Source organism: Olsenella sp. oral taxon 807, from assembly GCF_001189515.2.
Lineage (GTDB): Bacteria > Actinomycetota > Coriobacteriia > Coriobacteriales > Atopobiaceae > Olsenella_F.
Genome location: NZ_CP012069.2, coordinates 2,811,069 through 2,834,528, shown reverse-complemented (window position 1 = coordinate 2,834,528; position 23,460 = coordinate 2,811,069). Strand labels below are relative to the sequence as shown.

Here is a 23,460-nt window from a genome sequence, read left to right as displayed (position 1 = left end):
GGGGCCGGACAGGCAGAGGCTCAGGGGCAGGACGTACCCGGGCATCGCGAGGGCGATGGCGGAGCAGTGGGCTGGGGAAGGAAGATGACAAGGAGGATCCATGAGCGAACGTAAGAAACGGGGCACCCAAACTGACACTCGGGACTGCCACAAGCCTCTGCCACCTGCGCAGACGGCAGGCCGCCACGACGCGAGCGTCACTTGCGCGACACCCGGCGGGCGCCCGGGGGCCGCAGCGGCGGCGGGGCATGACGGCATCGACGGCATACCCATGGTCCGAGTCCTTGACGGTGACGGCAGGGAGGTCTGCCGGGGCTGGTACGCGAGGCTGCGAAAGGTAGCCCATGCCTTCGGCGACACGGAGGACAACTGGTTCGACGGGGTGGTCGTCGAGGACCTGACGGACTGGGGCATGCCCTGCACGTGGAGCCTCAAGAGGATCACCCCGCCGCACGTCCTGGAGGTGTTGCCCCGTGGCTGAGAGGATAGTTCTGCGGGAGCCCACGGCAGGGCGCGGCTTCGAGGTGGGGATACTCGGCTCATGAGCGAGTGGGTACGGGCGAGGGACCTCATGGAGGCGGCGAGGCGCTCGGCGATCGAGGCGGAGCGCACGAGGCGGGCCCTGGCGCGCATGGCCTCCAGGGAGGGCCCGCGCGCGCAGTCGTACAGCCCCGGCACGTCGCCGGGGCGCGTCGCCGACCCCATGGCCGCCACCGACGAGAGGATGGACTACGAGGCCCGCATGCGCTCGCGCGTCGAGGCCGACTACGCCATCATCGACGAGGCCTGCGACGTCATCTACGGCTCCGACCAGACGGGCTCGGGCGGCGTCTGCTCGCTCTTGGGCTCGGCGTACGCCGACTGCCTGTGGTGGCGCTACTGCGCCGCCGCGACGTGGGCGGAGGTCGCCGAGGGCTGCGGCATGAGCGAGCGGTGGTGCCGCGACGCCGTCTCGGTGGCCTGCGACGCGGTGGACACCTACGGCGTCGGCAGGGTCGTGCGCGGCCTCGGGCTCGCCGAGGGCTAGAATTTGCCGCCTCGTGCCGCCTCGTGCCGGGAAAGACGTGGTACAAGGGTATCGTGGGATCTTCGCGGGGGCCTCAGGGACGGGGCCCCGACTCGTATGGAGGCGATGCGACATGACGCTCCGGGAGATCGCGATCATCGTGTCCCGCCACTCCACCCGCGTGGCCTACGCCATGCGCGCGGCGCTCATGGCCCTGGGCGTCGACGCGGACGCCCTGGCCATGGCCGAGGCGCGCTACGGCGGCGTCGCCGAGTGCGTGGCCAACCGCGTGAGCCCGCTCGACGCCAGGGCGGCGAGGCACCGGGCCTGACGCCTGCGGAAGGAGGCCCCTATGGCGAGCAACCCCCGCATATCCAATGGTTCGGCGCGCCGCAAGCTCAAGGCGAGGCTCAGGGCGCTCGGTCTTCCGTGCGCGATATGCGGCAGGCCGATAGACTACGACCTCCCGTCAGGACACCCGATGTGCTTCGAGATGGACGAGGACCGCCCCGTCTCGCGGTGGCGCGAGTTCGGCTATCCGTCGGCGAGGGCCTGCGCCCTCGACTGGGGCAACCTTCAGGCGGTGCATCGTCGCTGCAACCAGCGCAAGGGCGCACTCACAACCCGCGAGTTCCTGCGCGGCGAGGGCGCGCGGCCGCGCGGCAGGGTGCGCCCGATCGTCTCGTCGAGGGCATGGGGGGTATGCCCCCCCGGGGTACCCGATGGCTAGCCCGGCGGCATAGTGCCTATATACCCCCGAGGGGCAATGGGCGAGGACCTACGCATGAAAAGCCTCTCCCGCCTCGCCTGCCGGGCAACAGAAGGATTGCAACATCAACACAACAACTGTTGTGCAGTAGTGCTACAATGAGTGGCATGAGGACACCAGATGCCATATCGCGGATGCTGAGGGCGTCCGGCATGCCCAAGTCGGAGCTCTCTCGCCGCATGGGCAAGGTCAGGACCTTTGTCAGCTCGACCATCTCCAGGGGATCGACCCCAAGGGCCGACACCTTGGCCGAGATGGCGCGGCACATGGGCTACCGCCTTGTCCTCAGGGGCCACGGCGAGGAGATCGAGATCGGGGGCGACGATGCCGACGCAGATCAAGGGGCAGCCGACGGGAGCTGAGGTTATCGCCAGGCTCAAGGACGAGGGAAGGCCGGTGCTGCTCGCATTCAGCTGCGGCAAGGACTCGCTGGGCGCCTGGTGCGCCCTCAGGGACGCCGGCGTCGCTGTCGTGCCGGTGTACCTCTGGTACCTACCTCGGTTGTCGTTCGTGGACGAGGCTATCAGGCACTACGAGGAGGCGTTCGGCTCCAGGATCCACCGCTACCCTCACCCCAGCTTCTTCAGGCTGATCGCCAACGGCGTCGATCAGCCGCCGGCGAGACTCCGGCCAATCGCCGAACTCGACATCATCGTGCCGAGCTATGTCGACACGTGGTCCGCGATCAAGGATGACTTGGAGCTTCCCGAGGACACGTGGGTCGCCGACGGCGTACGCGCGGCGGACAGCATCGTCCGTCGTGCGAGCTTCGTGAAAAACGGCGTGATGAAGCGCGCCACGCGCAAGGTGTCCCCCATAGCCGACATGCTCAAGGCCGAGCTCATGGACCTGCTCGACAGCCATGGCATCGACCTCCCGATCGACTACGGGATCTGGGGAAGGTCCTTCGATGGGATAGACTTCAGGTTCGTAGAGCCCATGTCCCGCGAGCTTCCTGATGACTACGCCTATCTCAGGCGCTGGTTTCCGCTGGTTGATGTTGAGCTCGTGCGGGGCGAGGCGCTCTCCAAGTCTGCCATCAACAGGGTCGATGCCAAGGCTGGTGAGAGCGACTACGCTAGGAGGAACCGCGCCGAGGCGAGGAGGAGGGCTATCGCCACCGACGGGAACTCCGTCATGTGCGTGTGCTTCGGTGACCGGCGTGGACATGACAAGTGGCGCGGACTCGTCGGCGACGGGAAGATCGTCTCCGGCGACATCGTGGAGGCTGCCTTCGCGCCCTCATGTGACGGCCGCAGGGCCCAACGCCCCGCCGAGCCTCGGTTCGGCCGCCTCGCGCGCTCGCCCCTCATGGCACTCACGCAGACAGGCGACCTGGAGGCTGACAGCCTCGCCGAGGCAGACTGCATGCTCTCTCACATCGAGTCCGCAAGTCCCGGCGGGCGTACGTTCACCGACACGGACGACTACGTCTGCGTGTGGTTTCGCAGCCATGATGAGCTCGACAACTTCCTGCGCACCCGCCGTCTCATGAGGTTCGGCCGCCTCTACGTGGACGGGTGCGCATGGATGAGGTCCGTGCGCTAACGTCACCCAGAGCAGAGCACTCGAGTCACCGGACCGTCCGACAGGGCGGTCTTCTCATATGGAGGGGAATGGAGGGGAGGTGAGGACATGATCAACCGCATCCGCAACGCCGTGCGAAACTTCGCCTCGCGAGTCCGTGGCCGATTCAACGGCCGGTCTGCCGGCGGTGGCAGCAGGTCGGGGTCCTAGCCGGTCGATCAGGACGTGAGAGAGGGGGGTGACGGGAGATGGCCCGCAAGCCGAGCCTGCCGAAGGTCGAGGGACAGCCTTGGTGCGCCGAGACCAAGAGGTGGTTCAGGGCCTGGCGAGACTCGCCCGTCACCGACCCGTGGGACGCGCGCGCATGGCAGTACCTGTTCGACACGGCCCTCGTGCACATGGCCGTCTGGTACGACGGCGACCTGTCGAGGCTGGGCGAGCTGAGGGCACGCGAGACGCAGATGGGACTCGCGTTCGACCGCATGACGCCGTCGGGAGCGAGCGAGGGAGGGGCGTCAGGTGGTGGCGAGAGCACCCTCCACGTCATACAGGGCAGGAGGCGCGAGCGCAGGACCGGCTAGGCGCGTCGGCAGCCAGGTGCCGCGCCTGGCCGTCGCGCCGTCCGGCGCCGCCTACAGCGAGGGCCCCGACGCGTCGGAGCTCTGCCGCGCGTACTGGTTCGAGCTCGACGAGTGGCAGGACCGCCTTCTCGACGCGTGGCTCTCGCGCGACGCCGACGGCAGACTGCTCGTCCTCACCGCAGGCCTCGCCTGCCCGAGGCAGAACGGCAAGAACGGCGCCGTCGAGGCGCTCGAGTTCTACCTGCTCGTGACGGACCCGGCGGCCAACATACTGCACACCGCGCACCGGGTCAAGACGTGCAAGAAGGTGTTTCGGCGCCTGGTCAAGGTCTTCACGGACAAGCGCCACCCGGAGATACTCGCCCTCGTGAGGCAGATACGCTTCACGAACGGCGAGGAGGGAATCTACCTCTGGCACCCCGACCACATAGGCGAGGTCGAGGGTGCCTCGATCGAGTACTCGGCGCGCTCGCGCAGCGCCGCCAGGGGATTCGAGAAGATATCGCACATCGTCTACGACGAGGCCCAGGAGCTCACCGACGAGCAGGTCGAGGCCCTCCTCTTCACGCTCGGAGCGTCGGAGACCGATCGCTTCGTCCTCTACATGGGGACGCCGCCCGGGCCGAACTGCCCGGGCGAGGTCTTCGGCAGGACCCGCAGGCGGGCCCTCTCTGATCCGACGCCGCACACCGCGTGGCACGAGTGGTCCGTCAAGGACCTCCCCGCACCCGACTCCACGTTCGATGACGTCGAGGACCTCGTCTACGAGACCAACCCGGCCATGGGGACGCGCCTGTCGATCGAGTTCACGCGCGAGGAGTTCGCGAACGCGTCGGTCGAGGGCTTCGCGCGCGAGCGCCTCGGCTGGTGGGCACCCGTCGAGAAGGCCGTTGAGAGGGTCTTCGACCCGGGCGAGTGGGAGGCGTGCTCGACCGCCGACCCGCCCATGGACGCCCCCGCCGCGTTCGGCGTCAAGTTCGGCGTGAGCGGAGCCGACGTCGCACTGTGCGCCTGCGTCATGGCAGAGGTGCCCTACGTGGAGCTGATCGAGTGCAGGGGGACCAATCGCGGGACCGCCTGGCTCAGGGACTTCGCCCTGGCGAACCAGGGCGTCCCCATCGCGATCGACGGGAAGTCGGGGGCGCAGGCGCTGAGGGAGCGGATCGAGCTCAACCCCGACTTCGAGGGCGAGCTCGTCACCCCGACGCCGGCAGACGTCATCTCGGCCTCCTCCGGGATGCTCAACTCGGTCCGCGAGCGCGACCTGTCGTGGTACGGGCCCGACGACGCTCCCGAGGACCGGCTCACGGCGAGCGTGCTCTCCGTTACGAGGAGGCCGATAGGCTCCGGCGGCGGCTGGGGCTTCGGCGGAGACGACCCGACGCCCGCCGAGGCTGCGGCGCTGGCCCTGTGGGCCGCGAGGCAGGCCCCGACCGACGACGAGGAGATGGAGGTCTACTTCTGATGGCAAGCGCCCTGATATCGCGGCAGATGGCCTCGGCGCCCGGACTCTCCGCGCGGGACTCCGCACTCGTCCTTGAGCTCGTGGACGAGTGGCACCGGAGGTGGCCGAGGAACGTCCTTCGCGACCGCTACTACCTCGGCCACGTGCGGGTGAAGGACCTCGGCGTCTCCGTGACGCCCGCCATCGCCAGGAGGCTCGACCCGCGCGTGGACTGGGCCGCGAAGTGCGTCGACTGGTGGGCCGGCCGCGTGCAGTGGGAGGGCGTCACCTGCGCCGACGACGGCGACACCGAGGCGCTGGCGTCGGTCCTCGCCGCCAACGACATGCGAAACCTCGTGCACAAGGTCGCGTCCTCGGCGCTCCGCCACTCGTGCGCCTTCCTCGCCGTGACGTCCGGCGACCCCGGCCTGGGGGAGCCCCGGACCGTCGTGAGCGGGTTTCCCGCCACGGCGGCCTCGGCGCTCTGGGACGCGGCCAGGAAGCGCATCCGCGCGGGCCTGGTCGTGGTCGAGACGAGGCGGCGCCCCGGCTCGCCGAGGCGCGTGCCGACGCTCGCCTATGCCCTCACGGACGACCGCATGGTCGTCCTCAGGTCCGACGGCGGCGCCTGGTCGGCCGAGGTCATGCCGCACGGCATGGAGCGCGTGCCCATGGTCCAGGTGGCGTACCACCCGACGCTGGAGAGGCCCTTCGGGCGCTCCCGCATCACCCGCACGGTCATGAGCCTCGTGGATGACGCGCAGCGCGAGATGATGAACATGACCGCCGCCGCCGCGTTCGCGGCCGCCCCGCAGAAGTTCCTCCTGGGCGCCGACAAGACGGCCGCCGAGAAGATCAGGGACAGTCCCTTCGCGGCCTTCATCGGGTCGATCTTCGCCGCGACGTCGAACGGAAAGGGGCAGGTTCCGACGTTCGGCCAGCTCGCCCAGCTCTCGATGCAGCCCCACACGGAATACCTCCGCGACCTCGCCGCGCAGTTCAGCGGCAGCACCGGCGTGCCGCTCTCCTCGCTCGGCATCGTGTCGGACAACCCGTCGAGCGCCGAGGCGATATGGATGGGCAAGGAGGACGCCGTCGTGGACATCCAGGCGTACGTGGAGGGCCTCAAGCGCTCCCTGGCCGACGTCTGCGTCATGGCGCTTGCCTCCGAGAGGCAGCAGCCCTTCGGCGAGGCCATGGCCTCCGTGGGGAGCCCGATGGTGCACTTCGCGAGCCCGGCGACGCCGTCGGAGGTGAGCATGGCGGACGCCATGTCCAAGCAGATATCGGCCATACCGTGGCTCGCGTCCTCCGACGTCGCCCTGCGCAAGCTCGGCTACGACGAGGAGCAGGTCGCGCAGCTCAGGAGCGACCGCCGCAAGGCGGAGGCCAGGGAGGGCGCGACGACGGTGCTGGGAGGCGGGGATGCTGATAGGTCGGGCGGCGCAGGAGCGCTACCGTAGCGCGCTCGGGAGGGTCCAGAAAGACGCCGAGAGGTACGTCAGGCGACGCCTCGCCTCGGAGGCCCGGGGGCTTCCCGTCGCCGAGGCCCGGGAGGCCGCCGTGGGGATACTCGGGGACGCCGTGGGCGTCTTCGGGGACACGGCGCAGGCCCTCTCGGCCCGGCTCTTCGACGAGGTGTGCGAGGCCGAGGGCATCGACGCCGCGTCGCGGATGTTCGACGGGGTGATCGACCCGGGGGCCATGGAGGACAAGGTCAGGTACTACGCGTCCCGCATCGCCTCCGAGGAGCCCGACTGGGCCTCGTTCGAGGACGCGACCTCGCGTCTCGGGAGCTACTACGCCCGCCGGAGCGCGTACGAGAACACCGTGCGCAACTGCGACCGTGGCAGGGTGCGCTACGCGCGCGTCCCGGGCGGCGGCGAGACGTGCGGGTTCTGCCTGATGCTCGCCGGGCGCGGCTTCGTCTACCACAGCGAGGTGACGGCGCGCGGGAGCCACGGCGTGCACCGGAACTGCGACTGCGTCGTCGTGCCCGGCCGCAGGGGCCGCACGTCCATAGAGGGATACGACCCGGCCGCGTGCCGGAGGCTCCGCGAGAGGCTCCTCGACGTCGACGGATACGACGTCCCGCCCGCGCAGCGCGAGGCGCTCAAGGCAGCCTGGTCCGACTCGTCGGAGGGAACCGGCATCGGGCGCGCCGCCGACCTGGACGAGAAGGTCCGGCGCGGCCTGGACTCCGCCTGGGAGACGTACGAGAGGGGCGGCGCGAGCTACGACGACACCATCGGCGCGCTCCTCAGGCGCCTTGGGGAGGCACTCGGGCGCGACCTCTCGGGGCTCGCGGACGGGACCAGGCCGAGCGTCAGGGACGTCCTGCGCACCCGCTGACACGACACCAACCACATCGGGGGCGGAACCGCCCCATGACGCGGCCACGGGCGGTGACCGTGGCGAACGCCGCCGGGAGCGGACAAGACCGGCTCGCGGACGCCCGAGCGGGCGGGACACGGAGGAAGACATGGGATTCGAGCCGATCGAGACGCAGGAGGCGTTCGACGCCGCGATCAAGGAGCGCATCGAGCGCGCCGAGCGCAAGGCGCGCGAGCCGTTCGCGGACTACGACGAGGTCAGGGCGGCGCGCGACAAGGCCGTCGCAGACCTTGAGAAGGCGGCGAAGAGGGCCGACAAGGCCGAGGCCGAGGCGAGGGGGCTTCGCGACCAGCGGGCCCGCGACGAGCTCGTGGCGAAGGTCTCCAAGGAGACGGGCGTGCCCGCCTCGCTCGTGCGCGGCACGACCGAGGACGAGATGCGCGACTTCGCCAAGTCGGTCGCCGAGTACGCCAAGCCGAGGACGGCGCCCCAGGCGCCGGGCGGCGGGAGGTTCGACGGCCGGGGCGCCTCGGACGAGGACGCGGCCAAGAGGGAGCTCGCCAGGCTGATGTTCGGCGGCGGGCAGTGAGGGTCCCTGACGGGACCAGACGGGAGCAGACATGCCAGGAATCACCACAGACAAGATAACCCTACCCAAGGAGGTGGCGCAGGGCATCGTCAGCAAGGCGAGGGACGCCTCGACGATCCAGACGCTCAGCCCGGCGACGCCCCTCATCTTCGCGGACGCGGACACGATGGTGTTCACGGAGGAGCCCGAGGCCGAGTGGGTCGCCGAGGGCGGCGAGCACTCCTCCATGGAGGCGAAGTTCAAGCCGGTGCCCATGGGACGCCACAAGGCGCACGTGACCATCCGACTGTCCGACGAGGTGGAGTGGGCCGACGAGGACAACCAGCTCCAGATCGTGGACGCCGTGACCGACTCGGCGGCGGCGGCCGTGGGCCGAGGCCTCGACTACGGCGTCTACCACGCGATCGACCCGAGCAAGGGCACCGTGGCGGCCGGCATGACGGCCCTCACGGCCGGGGCCAACTCCGTCACCGCGACCGCCAAGCCCCAGGACGACGTTGACGCGCTCGTCGAGAAGGTGAACGAGGACTGGGACGTGACGGGCATCGCCCTCTCGAAGGGCTTCGCCAACAGCCTCCGCAAGATCCGCGTCGAGGCCACGGGCCAGCGCCTGTACCCGGAGATACCGCTCAACCTGAAGATGGGGAACTTCGACGGCATCGCCGCCGCGACCTCCAGCACGGTCAACGGGGCCAGGGCCAAGGTGCCGACGAAGGTCCTCGCGATCCTGGGGGCCTTCAACCTCATCCGCTGGGGCCTCGTGCGCGACATCTCGATGGAGATCATCACGATGGGCGACCCGGACGGCAACGGCGACCTCAAGAAGCTCGGGCACGTCGCCTACCGCGTCGAGCTCGTCTACGGATGGGCCGTCCTCGACCCCAAGGGCTTCGCCGTGCTCAAGGCCGCCTGATGGACCCGCTGGCGACGCCCGGCGACCTGGCGCACTTCTGGGTGGGCTACGACGCCTCCATGGAGGGCAGGGCGCGCGCCCTGCTCTCCGCCGTCTCGGCGGCAATCCGCGCGTCGTGCGACGTCGCCACGGTGGACCCCGAGGTCCTCAGGCTCGTCTGCTGCCAGGCGACGGCCCGCATGATGCAGGCCGGCGAGTCCGGGCAGGGCGTCACGCAGGAGTCGTGGGCGGCGAGCCCCTACAGCGGGTCGGTGTCCTTCGCCAACCCGTCGGGGGACCTCTTCCTCACGGCCTTCGAGCGCCGGCTGCTCGGCATCGACGAGCCGTGGGCCGGCCACGTCATGGGGAGGCTGGGATGAGGTACCCGATGGTGACGCTGCTCGTGAGGACGCGCGTGCGCATCTTCCCGGACCGCCTGGGCAACGACCGGTGGGAGCTCTCGGCGCCCGTCAGGGTCCCCGGCTGCCTCTGGGCGCCCGGGGCGCCTGCCGACCTCGGGGCCGACAGGCCCGAGGGCGCCTCCGTCACGGCCACGGCGCACCTGCCCAGGGGGCACGGGCTCTCCCTCAGGGGCGGGCGCGTGAGCCTCGACGGCAGGGACTGGCTCGACGTCGTGGGCGACCCGAGGCCCTACCCGCCCGGGACCGTCAGGGGCCCATGGGACACGCGCGTCGAGCTCGGGAGGCAGGATGGCTGAGAGGGTCCGGTTCGTCCCCGACAGGGCCTTCCCACGGATGATGCTCAAGTCCCCGGCGGCGAGGGCGCTCTGCCTCGCCAGGGGCGAGGAGATCCGCGCGAGGGCCGCGTCGATGTACGACGCCTCCGCCTACGGCCTCAGGGCCAAGGAGGGCGCCAGGCGCGTGAGGGCCATCGTCTACACGGCCGACATGCACGCCGCGAGGTCGAACCTCAGGCACAACACGCTCAGGAAGGCGATGGGAGGACGCTGATGTTCTCTTCGATGGAATGCTCGATCGCGTGGGCCGAGCGCGTGCTCGGCGTACATGCCGTGACGTACCCGCCGCCGGACGCGCGGGAGCTCGGCGCATTCTGCGTCGTGGAGCGCACGGGCGGCGAGCTCGCGTGGCCCCACGACTCCCCGGAGGTCTCGTTCCAGCTCTGGGCGGACTCCGAGTCGGACGCGGAGGAGCTCGCGAACATGCTCGCGATAGCGACGGTGACCATGCCCATGGACGACCCGCACGTGAACGCCATGGGGACGCCGGAGGTCCTCAGCTACGGGCGCGAGGAGGGCGGGTGGTTCGTCTGGCAGGTGACGGTGCCGCTAGACGTGAGGCTCGCGGACTGACACAACACACAATGAGACAGGAGGTGCCATGGCAGGCATCGACATATCGAAGGTGCTCGTGGGCGCACCCGACCAGGGCGTCACGGGCGCCATCTTCGACGCGCCCGTGGGGACTCCGCTCCCGGAGAGCGCGACCGCGCAGCTCGACGAGAAGTTCTCGTCCTCGGGCTACGTGGACAAGGACGGCGTGACGCTAGCGATCGACCGCTCGACCACCGAGATCCCGGACTGGTCGCTCAAGACCATCCGGGCGGTCCTGGAGAAGTTCAAGGCCACACTGAGTTGGAACGAGAGCCAGATGAGCAAGGAGTCGCTCGGGCACGCGTTCGGCGAGGGCTGCGTCCACGTGGAGAAGGCCACGGCCGACCACGGGGAGAGGACCAAGCTCGACGTGAGGGCGGAGCTGCCGCCCGTGCGCTCGTGGGTCGTGAACATGAAGGACGGGAAGGCCCGCATGCGGATCGTCGTCCCGTTGGGGCAGGTGACGGACGTGGACGAGCTGAAGTTCGTGGCCAACGACGCCATCAAGCTGCCCATCACGCTCACGACCTACCTGGACGAGCACGGGACAAACGTATACATATACACGGATGACGGGGTGGTCACGAAATGATAGAGATCCAAAGCGGGGCCGTAAGGCCGACGTTCGACGTGATGCTCGACGGCACGGTCAGGAAGGTCCCCTACACGCTCACGCAGGCCGAGATGAAGAGGATGGGGGAGGCCACGGACCGCGGGAGGGACAAGGAGAGAGCGTTCGACTGGTTCGTCGAGTTCCTTCGCCCGTGCCTGGGCCCCGTGGTGGACGAGCTCGACGACCTCACCCTCCTGATGATCATGAACGAGTGGAAGAAGCATCGCAAGGAGGCCGGGGAGCCCGACATGGGGGAACCCTCGGCCTCGCCCGAGTAGTCCGCGAGCACGGCGAGGCGCTCGAGTACGAGCTCATGACCAGGACGCGCTTCACCCTCTCCGACTTGGGCCACGCCCTGTCGGAGGGGGCGCTTCTGGCCTTCGTCCGCCACCTGCCCGAGTCCTCGCTCGTCGCGAGGGACGCCGGGGGCGACGAGGCCTGGCGCCGCTGGGGGTGGGCGAGGCAGGAGATCGTCCCCTGGCTGCTCGCCGGCGTGGTGGACGAGCTCAGGAACCTCCAGTACGTCGTGGCGCAGTCCGCGACCAAGGAGAGGCTCGACAGGCCGAGGCGCATACCGCGCCCCGGGGTGGATGACGACAGGGAGCGCATCGGCTCGGGGGCCATACCGGCGTCCGAGTGGGACGCGTTCTGGGAGGGGGGTGGCGATGGCCAACGCTGAGGCCGGCACCGCCTACGTCTCGATAGTCCCCTCGATGCGGGGCTTCGAGAGCCTGCTCGGCGGCGGCATAGGGACCGCCATGGCGGGCGTCGCCGCACAGGCCGCCGCGATGGAGGCCGCGATAGGCGCGACCGCGAAGGCCGCGTTCGACGCCTACTCGGACTACGAGCAGCTCGTTGGCGGCGTTGACACGCTGTTCGGGGACGCGTCGGCGCAGGTCCAGCAGTACGCGTCCCAGGCGTACGAGACGGCGGGCGTGTCCGCGAACCAGTACATGGAGCAGGTGACGAGCTTCGCCGCGAGCCTCCGCCAGTCGCTCGGCGGCGACGTGGCCGAGGCGGCCAGGCTCGGCAACCAGGCGATCGTGGACATGGGCGACAACGCGAACAAGATGGGCACGGACGTCGAGATGATCCAGCACGCCTACCAGGGGTTCGCGAAGCAAAACTACACGATGTTAGATAACCTGAAACTGGGTAGACAGTGCCATACCATTGCCCAGTATAAACCTCGTGAAAACGGTGAAACCCTGCCCCTGGCGGCGTAGGCGACACCGTGCGAAGCCCGGCCACCGCACAGGGGCCGGGAACGTGTAACGACTATCGAAAGCACGCGGGCGACCGTGGAAGCGAGTAGAGTACGCGCAAGTGCGCGGAAGCGCGAGGGGCGCGAGGGCGCCAAGAGATAGTCTGAACTGCATGGCGACATGCAGCAGTCCCCCATGGAGGGGCGGCCACGGACCGACGACCCGTGGCGAACACGTTGTATGGCGGCACCAAGGACGAGATGGCGCGCCTCATCGACGACGCCAACGAGTACGAGAGGGCCCAGGGGCGCGCGGGCGACCTCGTGATGGACTCGTTCGCCGACCAGATCAGGGCCATCCACGACATACAGGAGCAGCTCGGCGTCACCGGCACCACATCGAGGGAGGCCGCGACCACGATCCAGGGCGCGGCGTCCATGGCCAAGGCCGCGTGGGAGAACTGGCTCGTCGGGATCGCGGCGGACGACGCGGACGTCGGACAGCTCACGCAGCAGCTGCTCGACGCGATCGGCACCTTCGCCGACAACGCCGTGCCGAGGGTCCTCACGATATTCGACCGCGTGGCCGAGAACCTGCCGGCGGTCATGGAGCGGGTCGGGCAGACGCTCGTCCCCCTGATCACGAAGGTCCTCGGGCAGGTCTGGGACACGGCCTCCCGCACGCTCTCGAAGGTCGGCATCCAGCTGCCGGAGCTCGACACGGGCAAGGTCGTCTCGGTGGTCACGCAGGTCGCCGAGGCGCTCGCGGGGCTCGCGCGGGCGGCGGGCCCCGTCGTCACGGCCGCGCTCTCGGCGCTCGCGGGCGCCCTCGGATGGGTCGCGGACAACCTCGGGTGGATCGGGCCCGTCGCGACGGGCGTCCTGACGTCGATCATGGCGTTCCAGGCGGTGAGCGCCGTCACGGGCGCCGTCACGGCGCTGTCCTCGGCCTTCGGCATCCTCGTGTCGGCGATGGGGATGATCCAGTCGATACAGGGCGTCGGCGCCGTCATATCGACGCTGGCGGGCGGCCCGATCACGATCGCCATAGCCGCGATCGCCGGACTGGTCGCGGGGCTCGTGTACCTCTGGAACACGAACGAGGGCTTCAGGGACTCCGTCCTCGGCGCCTGGGACGCGATCACGGGGGCCGTCCAGGCCTTCGCCTCGGGCGTCGTGGAGCTCGCCACCGTCACCGTGCCGGGCGCGGTCGCGGGCGTGGCGGGCCTCCTCGCCTCGATACCAGAGTCGGTCGCGGGCGCCCTCGGACAGGCGGCGGAGTCCGTGTCGTCCCTCGTGGGCGGCGCGATCGACGCCGTCGGGTCCGTCCCCGGCGCGGTCGCCGGCGCCCTGGCGTCGGTGCCGCAGGCCTTTGCGGACGCCTTCGGCGCGGCCACCGAGCCCGCGAGGAGGGCGGCCGACGCCATAGGCGAGGCTGTGTCGGGCCTGCCCGGCAGGATAAGGGACTGGCTGGCCTCCATACCGCAGGCTTTCGCGGACATGTTCTCCCAGATCCACGTCCCCACCCTGCACGTCGAGGGCGGCTTCAGCCTGGACCCGGCGAACTTCCGCCTGCCCGAGATCAAGTTCTACGCCACCGGCGGCTACGTGGCCTCCCCGACCCTCGCCATGGTGGGCGAGCGCGGCGGCGAGCTCGTGTGGCCGAGCTACGGGGGCTACCTCGACCGCTACGCGCGCGCGATCGCGGAGAGGATGCCCGCCGGGTCCGGCGGCACGACGATCAACATGGGCGGCGTGGTCGTGCGCGAGACGGCCGACGTCGGCCGCATCATGGAGGAGATGGAGCTCCGGGTCGGCCGGGCGGAGAGGGCGGGGGCGCATGGCTAGCCACACGGTGACCTTCGGCGGGGTGGACCTCGGGTCGCGCATACTGACCGGGCCGGGCGGGGCATCGTCGCCCGACGGCACCACGATAGTGAGCGGGCAGTCGCGGCCGATCCCCGAGCGCTCCGCCGTCGCGGTGGAGCTGCCCGGGTCCGACGGCGAGCTCTTCGTCCGGCAGCGCGCCCGCCCGCTCAGGATGGTCGTGGAGCTCACGCGCCTCTACAGGGAGTCCCACGGGCCGGGCGGGGACGACGGCGGACAGGCGTGGCTCTCGTGCCTCAGGGGCATCCTCTCGGCTCCCGGCGAGCGGCGCCTCGCGTGCTCTGACCAGCACGGGAATTGGTGCCCCGCGAGGGTGGACGGCGAGTGCCCGGTGAGGGAGCTCCCCGACGCCCTCGTCGTCACCGTCACCTTCAAGTCGTCCGGCCCTTGGCTCTACGACGCGGAGCCGCACACGTACCGCCAGGGGCACATGACGGGCATGACCGTCTTCGCGACGGGCGGGGCGCTCCCCAGGCTCACCTGGGAGGCGTCCGCGCCCGCCTCGGTCGTGCGCCTCGTGGACGAGGACGGGACGGCGCAGGAGGCGCGGGTCGCCGGCACGGGCAGGGTCGTGATCGACTCCACCGCCCAGGCGCTCACGGTGGGGGGCGTCCCCGCCACGCTCGGGCGCGACTCCTCGTGGCCGACCCTCAGGGCAGGCCACACCTACACGGTGGAGGCCACGGGCGTCTCCGGCGGCGCCGGGGGCGTGCTCGTGGAGTACCTCGGGAGGTGGGCCTGATGGCGGCGTGGGACGAGCGGGGCCTGCGCGTCGTCCTCCTCGACAACGCGAGGCGGCCGCTTCGCGAGCTGCCGCCCGGGCGCCTCACCGCGTGCAAGGTGACAGAGGAGCTCGGCGGCGAGTCATCCCTCACCCTCTCGTGGGTGCTGGGGACCTCCGTGCCGGACGTGCGCGCCGAGTCGAGGGTGCTCCTGCGCGACGGGCGGGGGAGGTGGCGCGAGTACGTCGCCAAGGGCGGGGCGAGGGTCAGGACCTCAGGCCAGGTGCGCGAGGCGACGCTGCGCGCCGAGGCGTCCTGGCAGAGCGACGTCAGGCTCTCCGAGCCGATGCCGGACGGCTCGGCGTGGGAGGGCGCCCCGGCCTCCGAGGCCTACCACGCGATCATGGCGCCCACCGGCTGGGAGGGCTCCTGCTCGGTGGGCGCGAGGGTGGGCTGGCTCGACGTCTCCGGCAAGGGGCGCCTGGCGGCCCTCCGGGCGCTTGCCGAGGCGGCGGGCGGCGAGCTGGAGCCGTCCCTGTCCGTCGGCCCGGACCTCTCGGTGACGGCGCAGTCGGTGTCGCTCGTGGCGCGCCTGGCGGCCTCCGTGGCCGCCGGCAGGCTCGACTGGGGCCTCGGCGCCACGGACGCCACGGTGGAGCGCTCCGAGGGCGACGTGGTCACCAGGGCCACCTTCCGCAGCTCCGTCTCGTGGGACGACTGGCCGGACGACACCGACGCCCACCACAAGGCCACGGTGAGGCCCGAGCTCACCCGCGAGGACGCGGCCTCGACCGCCCGCCACGGCCACCTCGGCATGGCCAACTGGGACGCCTCCGACCACGACGTGGACTGCGTGGACCTCTACAACAGGTGGACGGCCGAGATGGACGACGCCTGGGCCAAGGCGCAGGAGAAGGCCGACGCCCACAGGGCCGCCTGGGACAACCTTGACAAGTCAGGCATGACCCAGGAGCAGAAGGACGCCGCCAAGGCGCGCCACGACGCCCTGGCCGAGGCCGCGCTGGAGGCGGGCAGGCTCGCCTTCCACGCGCTCTCGGACTCGCTCGCGGCCGCGATCGTGGCGCGCCTCGCCTCGGAGGGCGACCGGTGGCTCGCGCGCCAGGCGGCGATGCGGCCGACCTACCGCTACCGCCTGGCACCGCACGTGGCCTGCGAGCTCGGCCAGGCCTTCGTCGTGCGCGACGACGAGGTCGGCGTGGACGTGGACCAGCGCGTCGTGAGCGTGGAGTCCGACGAGCTCGACGAGTCGGGCCGCGTGGCCACGCTCGGGGAGCCTGCCGCGACCCTGGCCTCGGCGCTGGCGCGCCAGCGCGACCGCCAGAGGGGCTTCGAAAAGGCCCTCAGGGACGAGCGCGCCAGGGGCGCCGAGCGCGACCGCGACGCCATGAACCAGAACCAGGGCCAAGGCCACGACGACGTCATCCACACCCTAGACGGCGTGCGGATCACCAGGGGGACCATCGCCTTCACGACAGAGAAGAAGCCATAGGAGGGGCCCATGAGCATCACGATGCCCGACGGCAGGACCTACACCTACCTCTCCGACGGCCTCATGGTCAACGGCAGGAGGGTCACCGAGGCGCGCGTCGACGGCGCCCTCGTGTACCCAAGGGACGAGTGGCCGTACTGGGTGCGCGGGACCTACAAGCTGAGGTCGCGCTCGTGGCCATACGTCACCGGGTTTTACCCGTCGTCCGGGCCCTATCTCGAGAGCATGGAGGCGACGGCCGAGTTCGGGCTGAGGTCGAGGCTTCCCCTGTACGTCGAGGAGAGGGTCGCGACCGGCGGGATGCGCTACCCCGTCGTCCACGCGATCCGAGCGTACGTCGACTTCGCTATCCCCCAGGGAACCCGCAGCATGCCCGTCGTGGACGTGAGGCTGTCGGCCGAGAGCGAGTACAGGGTCGGCAGGGGGGCGCACGTGCTGCGCCCGAGGGAGTCATCGTCCGGCCTCACGGGCGACTACTCCGTCAGTCTGTGGGGAACCAAGCTGTTGGGTACCGGGGTCCCGGCGGCCGCCCTCGGCCTCTCCGGCTACCACCCGACCCCATCCGTGACGTACGACCACGAGGGACGCCAGCGTCGCACTCTCGTGGCGGTCCTCGCCTTCGACAGGGACGAGCACGCGTCGACGATCATGAGCACGACCATCGAGCCGCAGAACCCGACGTGCGACATGCACGTGCGTACCTTCTCTGACACGGCGCTCGGAAACTTCAGCCTCGGGTGCGCGTGGGCGGGCGAGACGGTGTCGTACATGTCGACCTACATCCCCAGCCTGACCATCGCCCAGATGATCGAGACCGACCCCTGGATCACCCGCGGGTGGCTCAAGACCCGCTGGGACTGCGAGCTCACGCTGGAGCACTCCCCCTCCCCGTGGGGGAGCGTCCAGGAGTGGGCCGACGAGTCGTGGCGGCAAGCCGACGCGCTCAGGCGCCTCCTGGAGGGGAGGTGACGGGCGAGGCCCGGACCCGCCTCGTGACGCTTGCGGCGTCCCTCGTGACCCTCATGGCCACGACGGCGCTCAACCGCGCGGTGGCCTCCCCGGAGGTCGCCGACGACGTGATCACCTACATGGTGGGGACCCTGATAGTCGCGGTGGTGTGGGGGGCCTCCAAGCTGGGCGAGCGCCACGAGGAGGTCATGGCGAGGCTCTCGGGGATGGAGGCGTCGCAGAGGCAGGTCAACCTCGCGCTGGCGTCCGTCATGAGGTCCGACCTCATCACCAAGGCGCAGCGCCACATCTGGGAGCTCCATTGGGCCACGCCCGAGGAGAAGCTCAGCTGGCACGCCGAGTGGCAGCAGTACCACGACCTCGGGGCCGACGGCTACATCGACTCCATGGCGGAGATGGTGCTGTCGCTGCCCGAGAGGCCCCCGCCGAAAGGCGACGTGGAGCGCGACCCCTGCCCGGGCTAGGGGCGGGTCAACACAAGGACGAAAGCGCGCCCCCAGGGGCGCAGGGAGAAAAGGGGAATGACATGGACGACAAGGCGATCAGATGGCTGAGGGCGGCGGGGGTGCGCGCCCTCAAGACGGCGGCGCAGGCGGCCGTGGCCCTCATCGGCACGAACGCGGTCGGCGTGACCGACGTGGCGTGGGGGGCGGTCGCGGGGGCGGCGGCCCTCGCGGCTGTGCTCTCGCTGCTCACGTCAGTCGCGGGGCTGCCCGAGGTCGAGGTGGAGGGGTGAGGCCCGAAAGGATGTGCCCGCTCTGCGGCAAGCCGATGGTGCCGGTCTGCGGCGTCACCGACCCGGGCCGCGAGTGGACCAGATGGCACTGCAACCGATGTGGCCACGAGGAGACGGCGCGCGGCGTCCGGGAGGGCGCCCTGCCGAGGGAGGAGGACCATGCGTGGCATTGACGTCTCCAGCCACGACGGCTGGCCGTATCAGGACTCGACGGAGGGGTGCTACCGCGAGAGCGACTTCGTGATCGCGAAGGCCACGCAGGGGACGGGGTACGTGAACCCGCACTTCCGCGAGGCGATCGACCGCGCCATCGGCGACGGGAAGCTCGTGGGAGCCTACCACTACGCGAACGGCGGGGACGCTGAGGCCGAGGCCCGCCACTTCCGCGACGTGATCTCAGACTACATCGGCACGGCGGTTCCCTGCGTGGACTGGGAGGCCATGATCGGCGCGCAGGCCAGGAACCCCTCCTGGGGGGACACCGACTGGGTTCGCCGATTCGCGGACGCCTACCACGGGATGACCGGCACCTGGCCGATGGTCTACGTGCAGGCCTCCGCCATCTTGCAGGTGGCGAGCTGCCACCCGGACTGCCCTCTCTGGGTGGCGGGATATCGCTCCGACGACGCCACCTGGGACGTCCCCGGCTTCGCCTGGGACACCGACCCCTGGGACGGCTACGCCGTCTGGCAGTTCACGAGCGGGCATGAGTCAACGGATCGCAACGTCAGCGACCTCACGCGCGCGGACTGGGCGCGCATGGCCGAGTCCTCAGAGTCCGTCGGCCGACGGCTGCGCGAGATGGTGGAGGACGGCATCTGGTGGGTCGAGCATGGCAACCTCGGCTACGACCAGGGCGACCGAGACAGCTGGGTCGACTCCGGCTACCAGACGGGCACGGAGGTGGACTGCTCCTCCTTCGTCATCGGCCTCCTGCGCAAGCACGGCTTCGACGTGGGGGGCGCCAGCTGGACGGGTAACATGCGCGAGGAGCTGTGCGCCCACGGCTGGGAGGTCGTGCCCAACGACGGCAATCCCCAGCTCGGGGACATCCTGCTCAACGACGGCCGCCACACGGCCATCAGCTGCGGCGACGGCACCATGATCCAGGCGTCGCGCGGCGAGGAGGGGCACAGGGTCAGGGGCGGAGAGCCAGGTGACCAGGACGGCCGCGAGACCAACCGCTCCCCGTACAGGGACTACCCCTGGGACTGCTACCTGCGCTACGGCGGCGGGCCCGCCGCCGGGGGCACGTCCATAGACGTGGACGGATATCTTGGCCCCAGGACCGCCCGCGCCATGCAGCTGGTCTTCTGCGGACAGGACTTCGGCGACCGCAGGATATCGTCTCAGCCCCTCGCCGTGAGGCCGCTCTGGCCGAGCGACTCCGGGGGCATCGAGTGGCGCTCGCCCGCCGAGGGGTCCCTTACCATCGCGGCCATGCAGAGGGCCGTCGGCGTGGACGACGACGGATTCGCCGGCCCCGACACCACGCAGGCCCTCCAGCGCCACCTCATGGGCGAGGGCTACGACGTGGGCCCGTCCGGCGACGACGGCTACATCGGCCACGACTCATGCCGGGCGCTCCAGAGGTACCTCAACGACCGCCTGTAGGCGAAAATCGTCCGTCCGCGCACAAAATTCGACCACCGTACGCAAAATCAGACCGATGGTACACAAAGTGGCCCCCATCTCCTGCGGGAGGTGGGGGCCTTTTTTCGTCTCTCGCGGGGGCTATGCGGCGTAGCGGTCGAGGCGCTCGACCTCGGCGCGCCAGAAGCGGCGCTCCTCGTCCCACTCGCGCCACTCGTCGTCCCCCATGGCGTTTCCTGGGGGCGGGGCAGTCCCGCCCCGATCCGTCTACTCGCCCAAGCCCTCAAGCAGCCTCTCGACCACTCGGGCCTGGGTTTCCCCAGTCCTCGCCGCCTCGCGCTCCAGCGCGCGCTTCGCTGCGAGGCTAACCCTTGCCGATACCACGGCCTCGCCTTCCTCGGGAGTGCCGAACTCGGCCTCCCACTCGTCGGCCGTGAGGTGGGCTTCCGCCCACTCTCTGGCCTGGTCGGCGGTGAGCGGCGCTATCCGGCTCCCGCCCTGGCTCCCGCCCTGGCCGTACGGCTCCGAGTAGGGGGAGAGTGGTCCCCCCTGACCGTGGAGGAAGTACTCCCCGGTCTTCTTTCGGTACAGCTGTTCGCTGTACCACTTAAAGTCTGTCACGCCGAATCCAGCCGGCGTGTAGTCCGTCCCCACAGGAGTGGCCTTCTCCGTGTCGTAGAGACGGCCGTTTATGATCTTTTTCATTGTCTTCTCCTTCCGGCGGCGGGGTGTGTCCCCGCCGCCTCATGTCCTAATCTTTTTGTTGCTACGACTCCGGCTGCCAGGTGACATCCGGAACCTTCTGGTCATCGTCTACCGCAATGATCCGGTAGAAGACCCCCCGAAGGTGGGCGAACTCGTTTCGGTCGAACTCGTGGGGCATCTCGACGTCATTCGCATCGAGAACCCCGGAGCAACACATCGTCCAGTGACGCAGAACCGTGTCCCAGTCGCTGGATTTCAGTATCGTCATGAACTCGGGTTTGCCGTGAATCGTCTCCCCCTCGTCCAGAGGGAACTTGACTTGCTGAATCGCGTACGCCATTTTTATCCTCCTTCTTGGGGCGGGGCCCTGTGCCCCGCCCGGTAATGATCTGCAAGTGTGGCTAGCTACTGCGAACCTCGTCCACGAACTTCTTTGCCGCATCCTCCACCGCGACGCCATCCGTGCCCGCGTAGGTCTTGTAGTCGGTCCTGACATGCAGGGAGCCGTCCCTGATGTCGATCCAGATTTTGGAGTAGTGCAGCCTGCGTCCGTCGGCGTTGCTGACCGTCTTGCCCTGCCAGGTGGCGCTGCTGACGTTTCCGGTCTTGTAGTAGCTGACATCAAGGCCAATCAACTCGGCGTTGATGTAGAGCCTGTCCATGGCTCCCTTGGTCCATCTCTTGGCTCCTGCGCCCTCAAGGGCCTTAATCTCGCGCTCGTCCATCATCTCTCGCTCCTCTCGTCTCGCGGGGCCTCTCCCCGCTGGCAATTAATATAATATCATTAGTTGCTATCAAGTCAAGCGATAGTCGAGAAAATATCTAATTATGTATGAGCCGTGAAGATGGCAGCTACAGACTCCGCCGCGAGTCCCAACCGCGTCCCAAGACATGACACTACAGTGCACCACTGGCACATCTCGTGACAAAAGCCGCAGCTAGTGACACTACAAGGCACCACCGGCACATGTGGCGCAGAGTGCGCTTTTCCGTAAAATGCGCTTTTCCTCACCTGCGCAAACGTCGAGCCACCTCACGGAAAAGCGCACTCTGCCCCAGCCACCTCACGGAAAACCGCACTCTGCAGCTGGCGCCTCACGGAAAAGCGCACTCTGCACCCGTTCCTCGATCGCGGCGGGACCAAAAAGCGCACTCTGGCCCAGCCGCCTCACCAAAACTCGCACTCTGCGCTCGCCGTGCCCCCCTCAACATGGTACCGCGCCGCCCTCGCCTCACTCATCGCCAAGGGAGAGGTGCTCAAAGCGCCCGTTCTCGTAGATGCCATAGCCGTGGATCTCGTCCTTGGGTATGCCTACGCTGCCCGGGTTGAAGACCGTGATGCCCGCGTGCGGATGCCCATCGGCGTGCGTCTCGAGCACCCACTTGTGCGTGTGTCCGTACACAAGGGCCGCCCCCGCCGGTAGCGTGGGCCACGCATCAACGCTGTTGTGGATGCCAGGCCCCCACACGTGGCCGTGGGTGAGAAAGAGCTCGCGCCCCCGTCCTCCCGTGACGGGGTTCGTGGCGTCGGGGTCCCAAAGCACGTTGTAGTCGGCCATGCAGGGAAAGTCCAGCACCATCTGGTCGACCTCGGCATCGCAGTTGCCCCTGACTGCGATCACCTGCTTGGCAATAGAGTTGAGCATCTCTATCACACGCTTGGGCGCGTAGTCGCGGGGCAGGTCATTGCGTGGCCCATGATAGAGCAAATCACCAAGAAGAACGACGCGATCGGGGTTCTCGACCTCGATGACCTTCATCAGGCGGGCGCACCAGTCAGCCGCCCCGTGGATATCGGATGCGATAAGTAGCCTCATCTGTAGGCCTCCGATCTTAAGTTTGCGTCCCTCACTACTGTGCCTGTACCTTAGAGATGGATGTGCTGTCAGGGCTGAGCATAATCTCGTAGTGCGTTGAGTCGGCCGGGCAGACCGACACGCAGTACTCGAACTTCTCGCCGCGTGTGTTTTGGGTGGTGCGAAAGATCAGGAAGGCAGGCGCGCCCGCTTCCCTGCCAAGGACCCGTGCCTGCTCCGCATCGAGAACCACCGCCTTGTGTACCTCGTGGGCCTCGGCTGGTGCCGAACCAGAAGCCTGGGTTATCGTCTCGTACAGGGATCCCTCGACATCTTTCTTGGTGAGCTTGGGACAGATCCGGACAGGCACATGAGAACCTTCGAGCATAATGGGGATATCGTCAGCAAACCTGACGCGTATGATCTCAAAGATCCTCTCTCTTGAGGTGAGTCCAAGCTGTAGCTTGACTTCGGGAGAAGGGGTGGTCTCCGTAAACGAGATCACCTTGGTGCTCGGCACCCTGCCCAGGCGTCGTGTCTCCGACGAGAAGCTATAGAGCCCATCAAGCTGCCGGGCGAGCTCGGGGCTAGAGACAAAGGACCCACGCCGTGGCCTGCGCGTCACCAGACCCTCCTTCACGAGAGTCGCATAGGCGCAACGTACGGTTGAGATCCCGATGCCGAGGGCCTCGCTGATCGTATTCTCTGTGGGCAGGGCCGTTCCTACGGCGAGCTCCCCTGACACAATTCTATCGCGCAAGCCTTCTGCCACTTGCCTATAGAGAGGCGTGGGCGAGAACTGGTCAAGCTTGATCTCTGCAAGCAGCTGGTCGTTCTCTGACACGGTGAAGTCCTTTCCAGAGCGCTCTGCATAACAAGGGTAGGTAAGGGTCCCGGCTGCGGGCTATGCCGCACGGACCTTCATCTTTCTACCATTTCTATTATATCATCCATAGATATCAAATAAGTGTGCACATATGAAGTAAGCGCAGCTACAAGATATGGCTAAGACGCAGTTCTAAGACGCAGCCCTTTGATAAGGAGAGGTACAACAGATAAGGATAGGGGCATCACCCGAGGGTGGCCGACGCTGCCCTCGCGAGCCTCAAGGGGATCGAATAAAAAAATCTAGCATGAAGAGACTTAGATAATGTATAGAATCAAAATGCAGGGGAACAAGAGAAGCGTAAAGAAATGCAGACAATGTCTGCCGGGCACGTGAAGTATCGGGC

The 23,460-nt window shown here is 68.7% G+C and carries 32 protein-coding genes; 27 read left to right on the top strand and 5 right to left on the bottom strand.

Annotated elements, in window-relative coordinates; all coding sequences use genetic code 11:
* The first annotated feature begins 100 nt into the window (after nucleotides 1-100).
* The 27 genes from ADJ70_RS12265 to ADJ70_RS12135 all read left to right on the top strand — a co-directional run bounded on the left by ADJ70_RS12265 (nucleotide 101) and on the right by ADJ70_RS12135 (nucleotide 19,748).
* The gene (locus ADJ70_RS12265) at nucleotides 101-481 is read left to right on the top strand and encodes a hypothetical protein (RefSeq protein ID WP_050341829.1); all 381 of its coding nucleotides are present in this window, start codon (nucleotides 101-103) and stop codon (nucleotides 479-481) included.
* Nucleotides 482-541: 60 nt separating this feature from the next.
* Entirely contained in the window at nucleotides 542-1,027 is a 486-nt protein-coding gene (locus ADJ70_RS12260) for a hypothetical protein (RefSeq protein ID WP_157051539.1), read from the top strand.
* A 112-nt stretch (nucleotides 1,028-1,139) separates the two neighbouring features.
* Nucleotides 1,140-1,337 (top strand): hypothetical protein, encoded by a 198-nt coding sequence (locus ADJ70_RS12255; RefSeq protein ID WP_050341826.1) that lies wholly within the window; start codon nucleotides 1,140-1,142, stop codon nucleotides 1,335-1,337.
* Between the two features lie 21 nt (nucleotides 1,338-1,358).
* A complete protein-coding gene (locus ADJ70_RS12250) occupies nucleotides 1,359-1,736 on the top strand; it encodes an HNH endonuclease (protein ID WP_050341825.1) in 378 nt (125 codons plus the stop codon).
* Nucleotides 1,737-1,873: 137 nt separating this feature from the next.
* Nucleotides 1,874-2,137: a hypothetical protein gene (locus ADJ70_RS12245; RefSeq protein ID WP_157051538.1), complete on the top strand. Its 264-nt coding sequence runs from the start codon at nucleotides 1,874-1,876 to the stop codon at nucleotides 2,135-2,137.
* Nucleotides 2,100-3,323 (top strand): hypothetical protein, encoded by a 1,224-nt coding sequence (locus ADJ70_RS12240; RefSeq protein ID WP_050341821.1) that lies wholly within the window; start codon nucleotides 2,100-2,102, stop codon nucleotides 3,321-3,323. Before ADJ70_RS12245 ends, ADJ70_RS12240 begins: the two co-directional genes overlap by 38 nt.
* A 227-nt stretch (nucleotides 3,324-3,550) precedes the next feature.
* Nucleotides 3,551-3,883: a hypothetical protein gene (locus tag ADJ70_RS12235; protein WP_050341819.1), complete on the top strand. Its 333-nt coding sequence runs from the start codon at nucleotides 3,551-3,553 to the stop codon at nucleotides 3,881-3,883.
* The gene (locus tag ADJ70_RS12230) at nucleotides 3,822-5,348 is read left to right on the top strand and encodes a hypothetical protein (protein ID WP_172674505.1); all 1,527 of its coding nucleotides are present in this window, start codon (nucleotides 3,822-3,824) and stop codon (nucleotides 5,346-5,348) included. Before ADJ70_RS12235 ends, ADJ70_RS12230 begins: the two co-directional genes overlap by 62 nt.
* The gene (locus ADJ70_RS12225) at nucleotides 5,348-6,790 is read left to right on the top strand and encodes a phage portal protein (RefSeq protein ID WP_050341815.1); all 1,443 of its coding nucleotides are present in this window, start codon (nucleotides 5,348-5,350) and stop codon (nucleotides 6,788-6,790) included. The genes ADJ70_RS12230 and ADJ70_RS12225 overlap by 1 nt, the downstream gene beginning before the upstream one ends.
* Nucleotides 6,753-7,679, top strand: a complete 927-nt coding sequence (locus tag ADJ70_RS12220) for a hypothetical protein (protein ID WP_050341813.1) — start codon at nucleotides 6,753-6,755, stop codon at nucleotides 7,677-7,679. Before ADJ70_RS12225 ends, ADJ70_RS12220 begins: the two co-directional genes overlap by 38 nt.
* 130 nt (nucleotides 7,680-7,809) lie before the next feature.
* Nucleotides 7,810-8,250, top strand: a complete 441-nt coding sequence (locus tag ADJ70_RS12215; RefSeq protein ID WP_050341811.1) for a hypothetical protein — start codon at nucleotides 7,810-7,812, stop codon at nucleotides 8,248-8,250.
* 31 nt (nucleotides 8,251-8,281) lie between these two features.
* Nucleotides 8,282-9,163, top strand: a complete 882-nt coding sequence (locus ADJ70_RS12210; protein ID WP_050341808.1) for a phage major capsid protein — start codon at nucleotides 8,282-8,284, stop codon at nucleotides 9,161-9,163.
* Nucleotides 9,163-9,522: a Gp19/Gp15/Gp42 family protein gene (locus ADJ70_RS12205; protein WP_050341807.1), complete on the top strand. Its 360-nt coding sequence runs from the start codon at nucleotides 9,163-9,165 to the stop codon at nucleotides 9,520-9,522. Before ADJ70_RS12210 ends, ADJ70_RS12205 begins: the two co-directional genes overlap by 1 nt.
* A complete protein-coding gene (locus ADJ70_RS12200; protein WP_050341805.1) occupies nucleotides 9,519-9,860 on the top strand; it encodes a hypothetical protein in 342 nt (113 codons plus the stop codon). Before ADJ70_RS12205 ends, ADJ70_RS12200 begins: the two co-directional genes overlap by 4 nt.
* Nucleotides 9,853-10,113: a hypothetical protein gene (locus ADJ70_RS12195; protein WP_050341802.1), complete on the top strand. Its 261-nt coding sequence runs from the start codon at nucleotides 9,853-9,855 to the stop codon at nucleotides 10,111-10,113. Before ADJ70_RS12200 ends, ADJ70_RS12195 begins: the two co-directional genes overlap by 8 nt.
* On the top strand, nucleotides 10,113-10,472 hold the full coding sequence (locus tag ADJ70_RS12190) for a hypothetical protein (protein ID WP_050341800.1): 360 nt from the start codon (nucleotides 10,113-10,115) through the stop codon (nucleotides 10,470-10,472). The genes ADJ70_RS12195 and ADJ70_RS12190 overlap by 1 nt, the downstream gene beginning before the upstream one ends.
* Before the next feature lie 28 nt (nucleotides 10,473-10,500).
* Nucleotides 10,501-11,085 carry a hypothetical protein gene (locus tag ADJ70_RS12185; protein WP_050341798.1) on the top strand — a complete coding sequence of 195 codons (585 nt, stop codon included), beginning with the start codon at nucleotides 10,501-10,503 and terminating at the stop codon, nucleotides 11,083-11,085.
* Nucleotides 11,082-11,384 carry a hypothetical protein gene (locus ADJ70_RS12180; RefSeq protein WP_050341796.1) on the top strand — a complete coding sequence of 101 codons (303 nt, stop codon included), beginning with the start codon at nucleotides 11,082-11,084 and terminating at the stop codon, nucleotides 11,382-11,384. The genes ADJ70_RS12185 and ADJ70_RS12180 overlap by 4 nt, the downstream gene beginning before the upstream one ends.
* A 35-nt stretch (nucleotides 11,385-11,419) precedes the next feature.
* Nucleotides 11,420-11,785, top strand: coding sequence for a hypothetical protein (locus ADJ70_RS12175; RefSeq protein ID WP_050341794.1), 366 nt, complete (start codon nucleotides 11,420-11,422; stop codon nucleotides 11,783-11,785).
* The gene (locus ADJ70_RS15455; protein ID WP_157051537.1) at nucleotides 11,772-12,332 is read left to right on the top strand and encodes a hypothetical protein; all 561 of its coding nucleotides are present in this window, start codon (nucleotides 11,772-11,774) and stop codon (nucleotides 12,330-12,332) included. Before ADJ70_RS12175 ends, ADJ70_RS15455 begins: the two co-directional genes overlap by 14 nt.
* A gap of 203 nt (nucleotides 12,333-12,535) precedes the next feature.
* Nucleotides 12,536-14,158, top strand: coding sequence for a hypothetical protein (locus ADJ70_RS12165; RefSeq protein WP_050341792.1), 1,623 nt, complete (start codon nucleotides 12,536-12,538; stop codon nucleotides 14,156-14,158).
* Nucleotides 14,151-14,939, top strand: a complete 789-nt coding sequence (locus tag ADJ70_RS12160) for a hypothetical protein (protein WP_050341790.1) — start codon at nucleotides 14,151-14,153, stop codon at nucleotides 14,937-14,939. Before ADJ70_RS12165 ends, ADJ70_RS12160 begins: the two co-directional genes overlap by 8 nt.
* A complete protein-coding gene (locus tag ADJ70_RS12155; RefSeq protein ID WP_050341788.1) occupies nucleotides 14,939-16,429 on the top strand; it encodes a hypothetical protein in 1,491 nt (496 codons plus the stop codon). Before ADJ70_RS12160 ends, ADJ70_RS12155 begins: the two co-directional genes overlap by 1 nt.
* Before the next feature lie 9 nt (nucleotides 16,430-16,438).
* The gene (locus tag ADJ70_RS12150; protein ID WP_050341787.1) at nucleotides 16,439-17,398 is read left to right on the top strand and encodes a hypothetical protein; all 960 of its coding nucleotides are present in this window, start codon (nucleotides 16,439-16,441) and stop codon (nucleotides 17,396-17,398) included.
* Nucleotides 17,395-17,862 carry a hypothetical protein gene (locus tag ADJ70_RS12145; RefSeq protein ID WP_050341785.1) on the top strand — a complete coding sequence of 156 codons (468 nt, stop codon included), beginning with the start codon at nucleotides 17,395-17,397 and terminating at the stop codon, nucleotides 17,860-17,862. The genes ADJ70_RS12150 and ADJ70_RS12145 overlap by 4 nt, the downstream gene beginning before the upstream one ends.
* 62 nt (nucleotides 17,863-17,924) lie before the next feature.
* Nucleotides 17,925-18,134 carry a holin gene (locus ADJ70_RS12140; protein WP_050341783.1) on the top strand — a complete coding sequence of 70 codons (210 nt, stop codon included), beginning with the start codon at nucleotides 17,925-17,927 and terminating at the stop codon, nucleotides 18,132-18,134.
* A gap of 159 nt (nucleotides 18,135-18,293) precedes the next feature.
* Complete coding sequence (locus ADJ70_RS12135; protein ID WP_050341781.1) at nucleotides 18,294-19,748, top strand: GH25 family lysozyme; 1,455 nt, start codon at nucleotides 18,294-18,296, stop codon at nucleotides 19,746-19,748.
* Between the two features lie 246 nt (nucleotides 19,749-19,994).
* Here ADJ70_RS12135 and ADJ70_RS12130 read toward each other — a convergent pair whose 3' ends face one another.
* The 5 genes from ADJ70_RS12130 to ADJ70_RS12110 form a co-directional block, all read right to left on the bottom strand.
* Nucleotides 19,995-20,432: a hypothetical protein gene (locus tag ADJ70_RS12130; protein WP_050341779.1), complete on the bottom strand. Its 438-nt coding sequence runs from the start codon at nucleotides 20,430-20,432 to the stop codon at nucleotides 19,995-19,997.
* Nucleotides 20,433-20,493: 61 nt separating this feature from the next.
* Nucleotides 20,494-20,772 (bottom strand): hypothetical protein, encoded by a 279-nt coding sequence (locus ADJ70_RS12125; protein ID WP_050341777.1) that lies wholly within the window; start codon nucleotides 20,770-20,772, stop codon nucleotides 20,494-20,496.
* A gap of 61 nt (nucleotides 20,773-20,833) precedes the next feature.
* The gene (locus ADJ70_RS12120) at nucleotides 20,834-21,160 is read right to left on the bottom strand and encodes a hypothetical protein (protein WP_050341774.1); all 327 of its coding nucleotides are present in this window, start codon (nucleotides 21,158-21,160) and stop codon (nucleotides 20,834-20,836) included.
* Between the two features lie 504 nt (nucleotides 21,161-21,664).
* Nucleotides 21,665-22,249, bottom strand: a complete 585-nt coding sequence (gene yfcE / locus ADJ70_RS12115; RefSeq protein WP_050341772.1) for a phosphodiesterase — start codon at nucleotides 22,247-22,249, stop codon at nucleotides 21,665-21,667.
* A gap of 34 nt (nucleotides 22,250-22,283) precedes the next feature.
* Nucleotides 22,284-23,072, bottom strand: coding sequence for a GntR family transcriptional regulator (locus tag ADJ70_RS12110; protein WP_050341770.1), 789 nt, complete (start codon nucleotides 23,070-23,072; stop codon nucleotides 22,284-22,286).
* Between the last annotated feature and the right edge of the window lie 388 nt (nucleotides 23,073-23,460).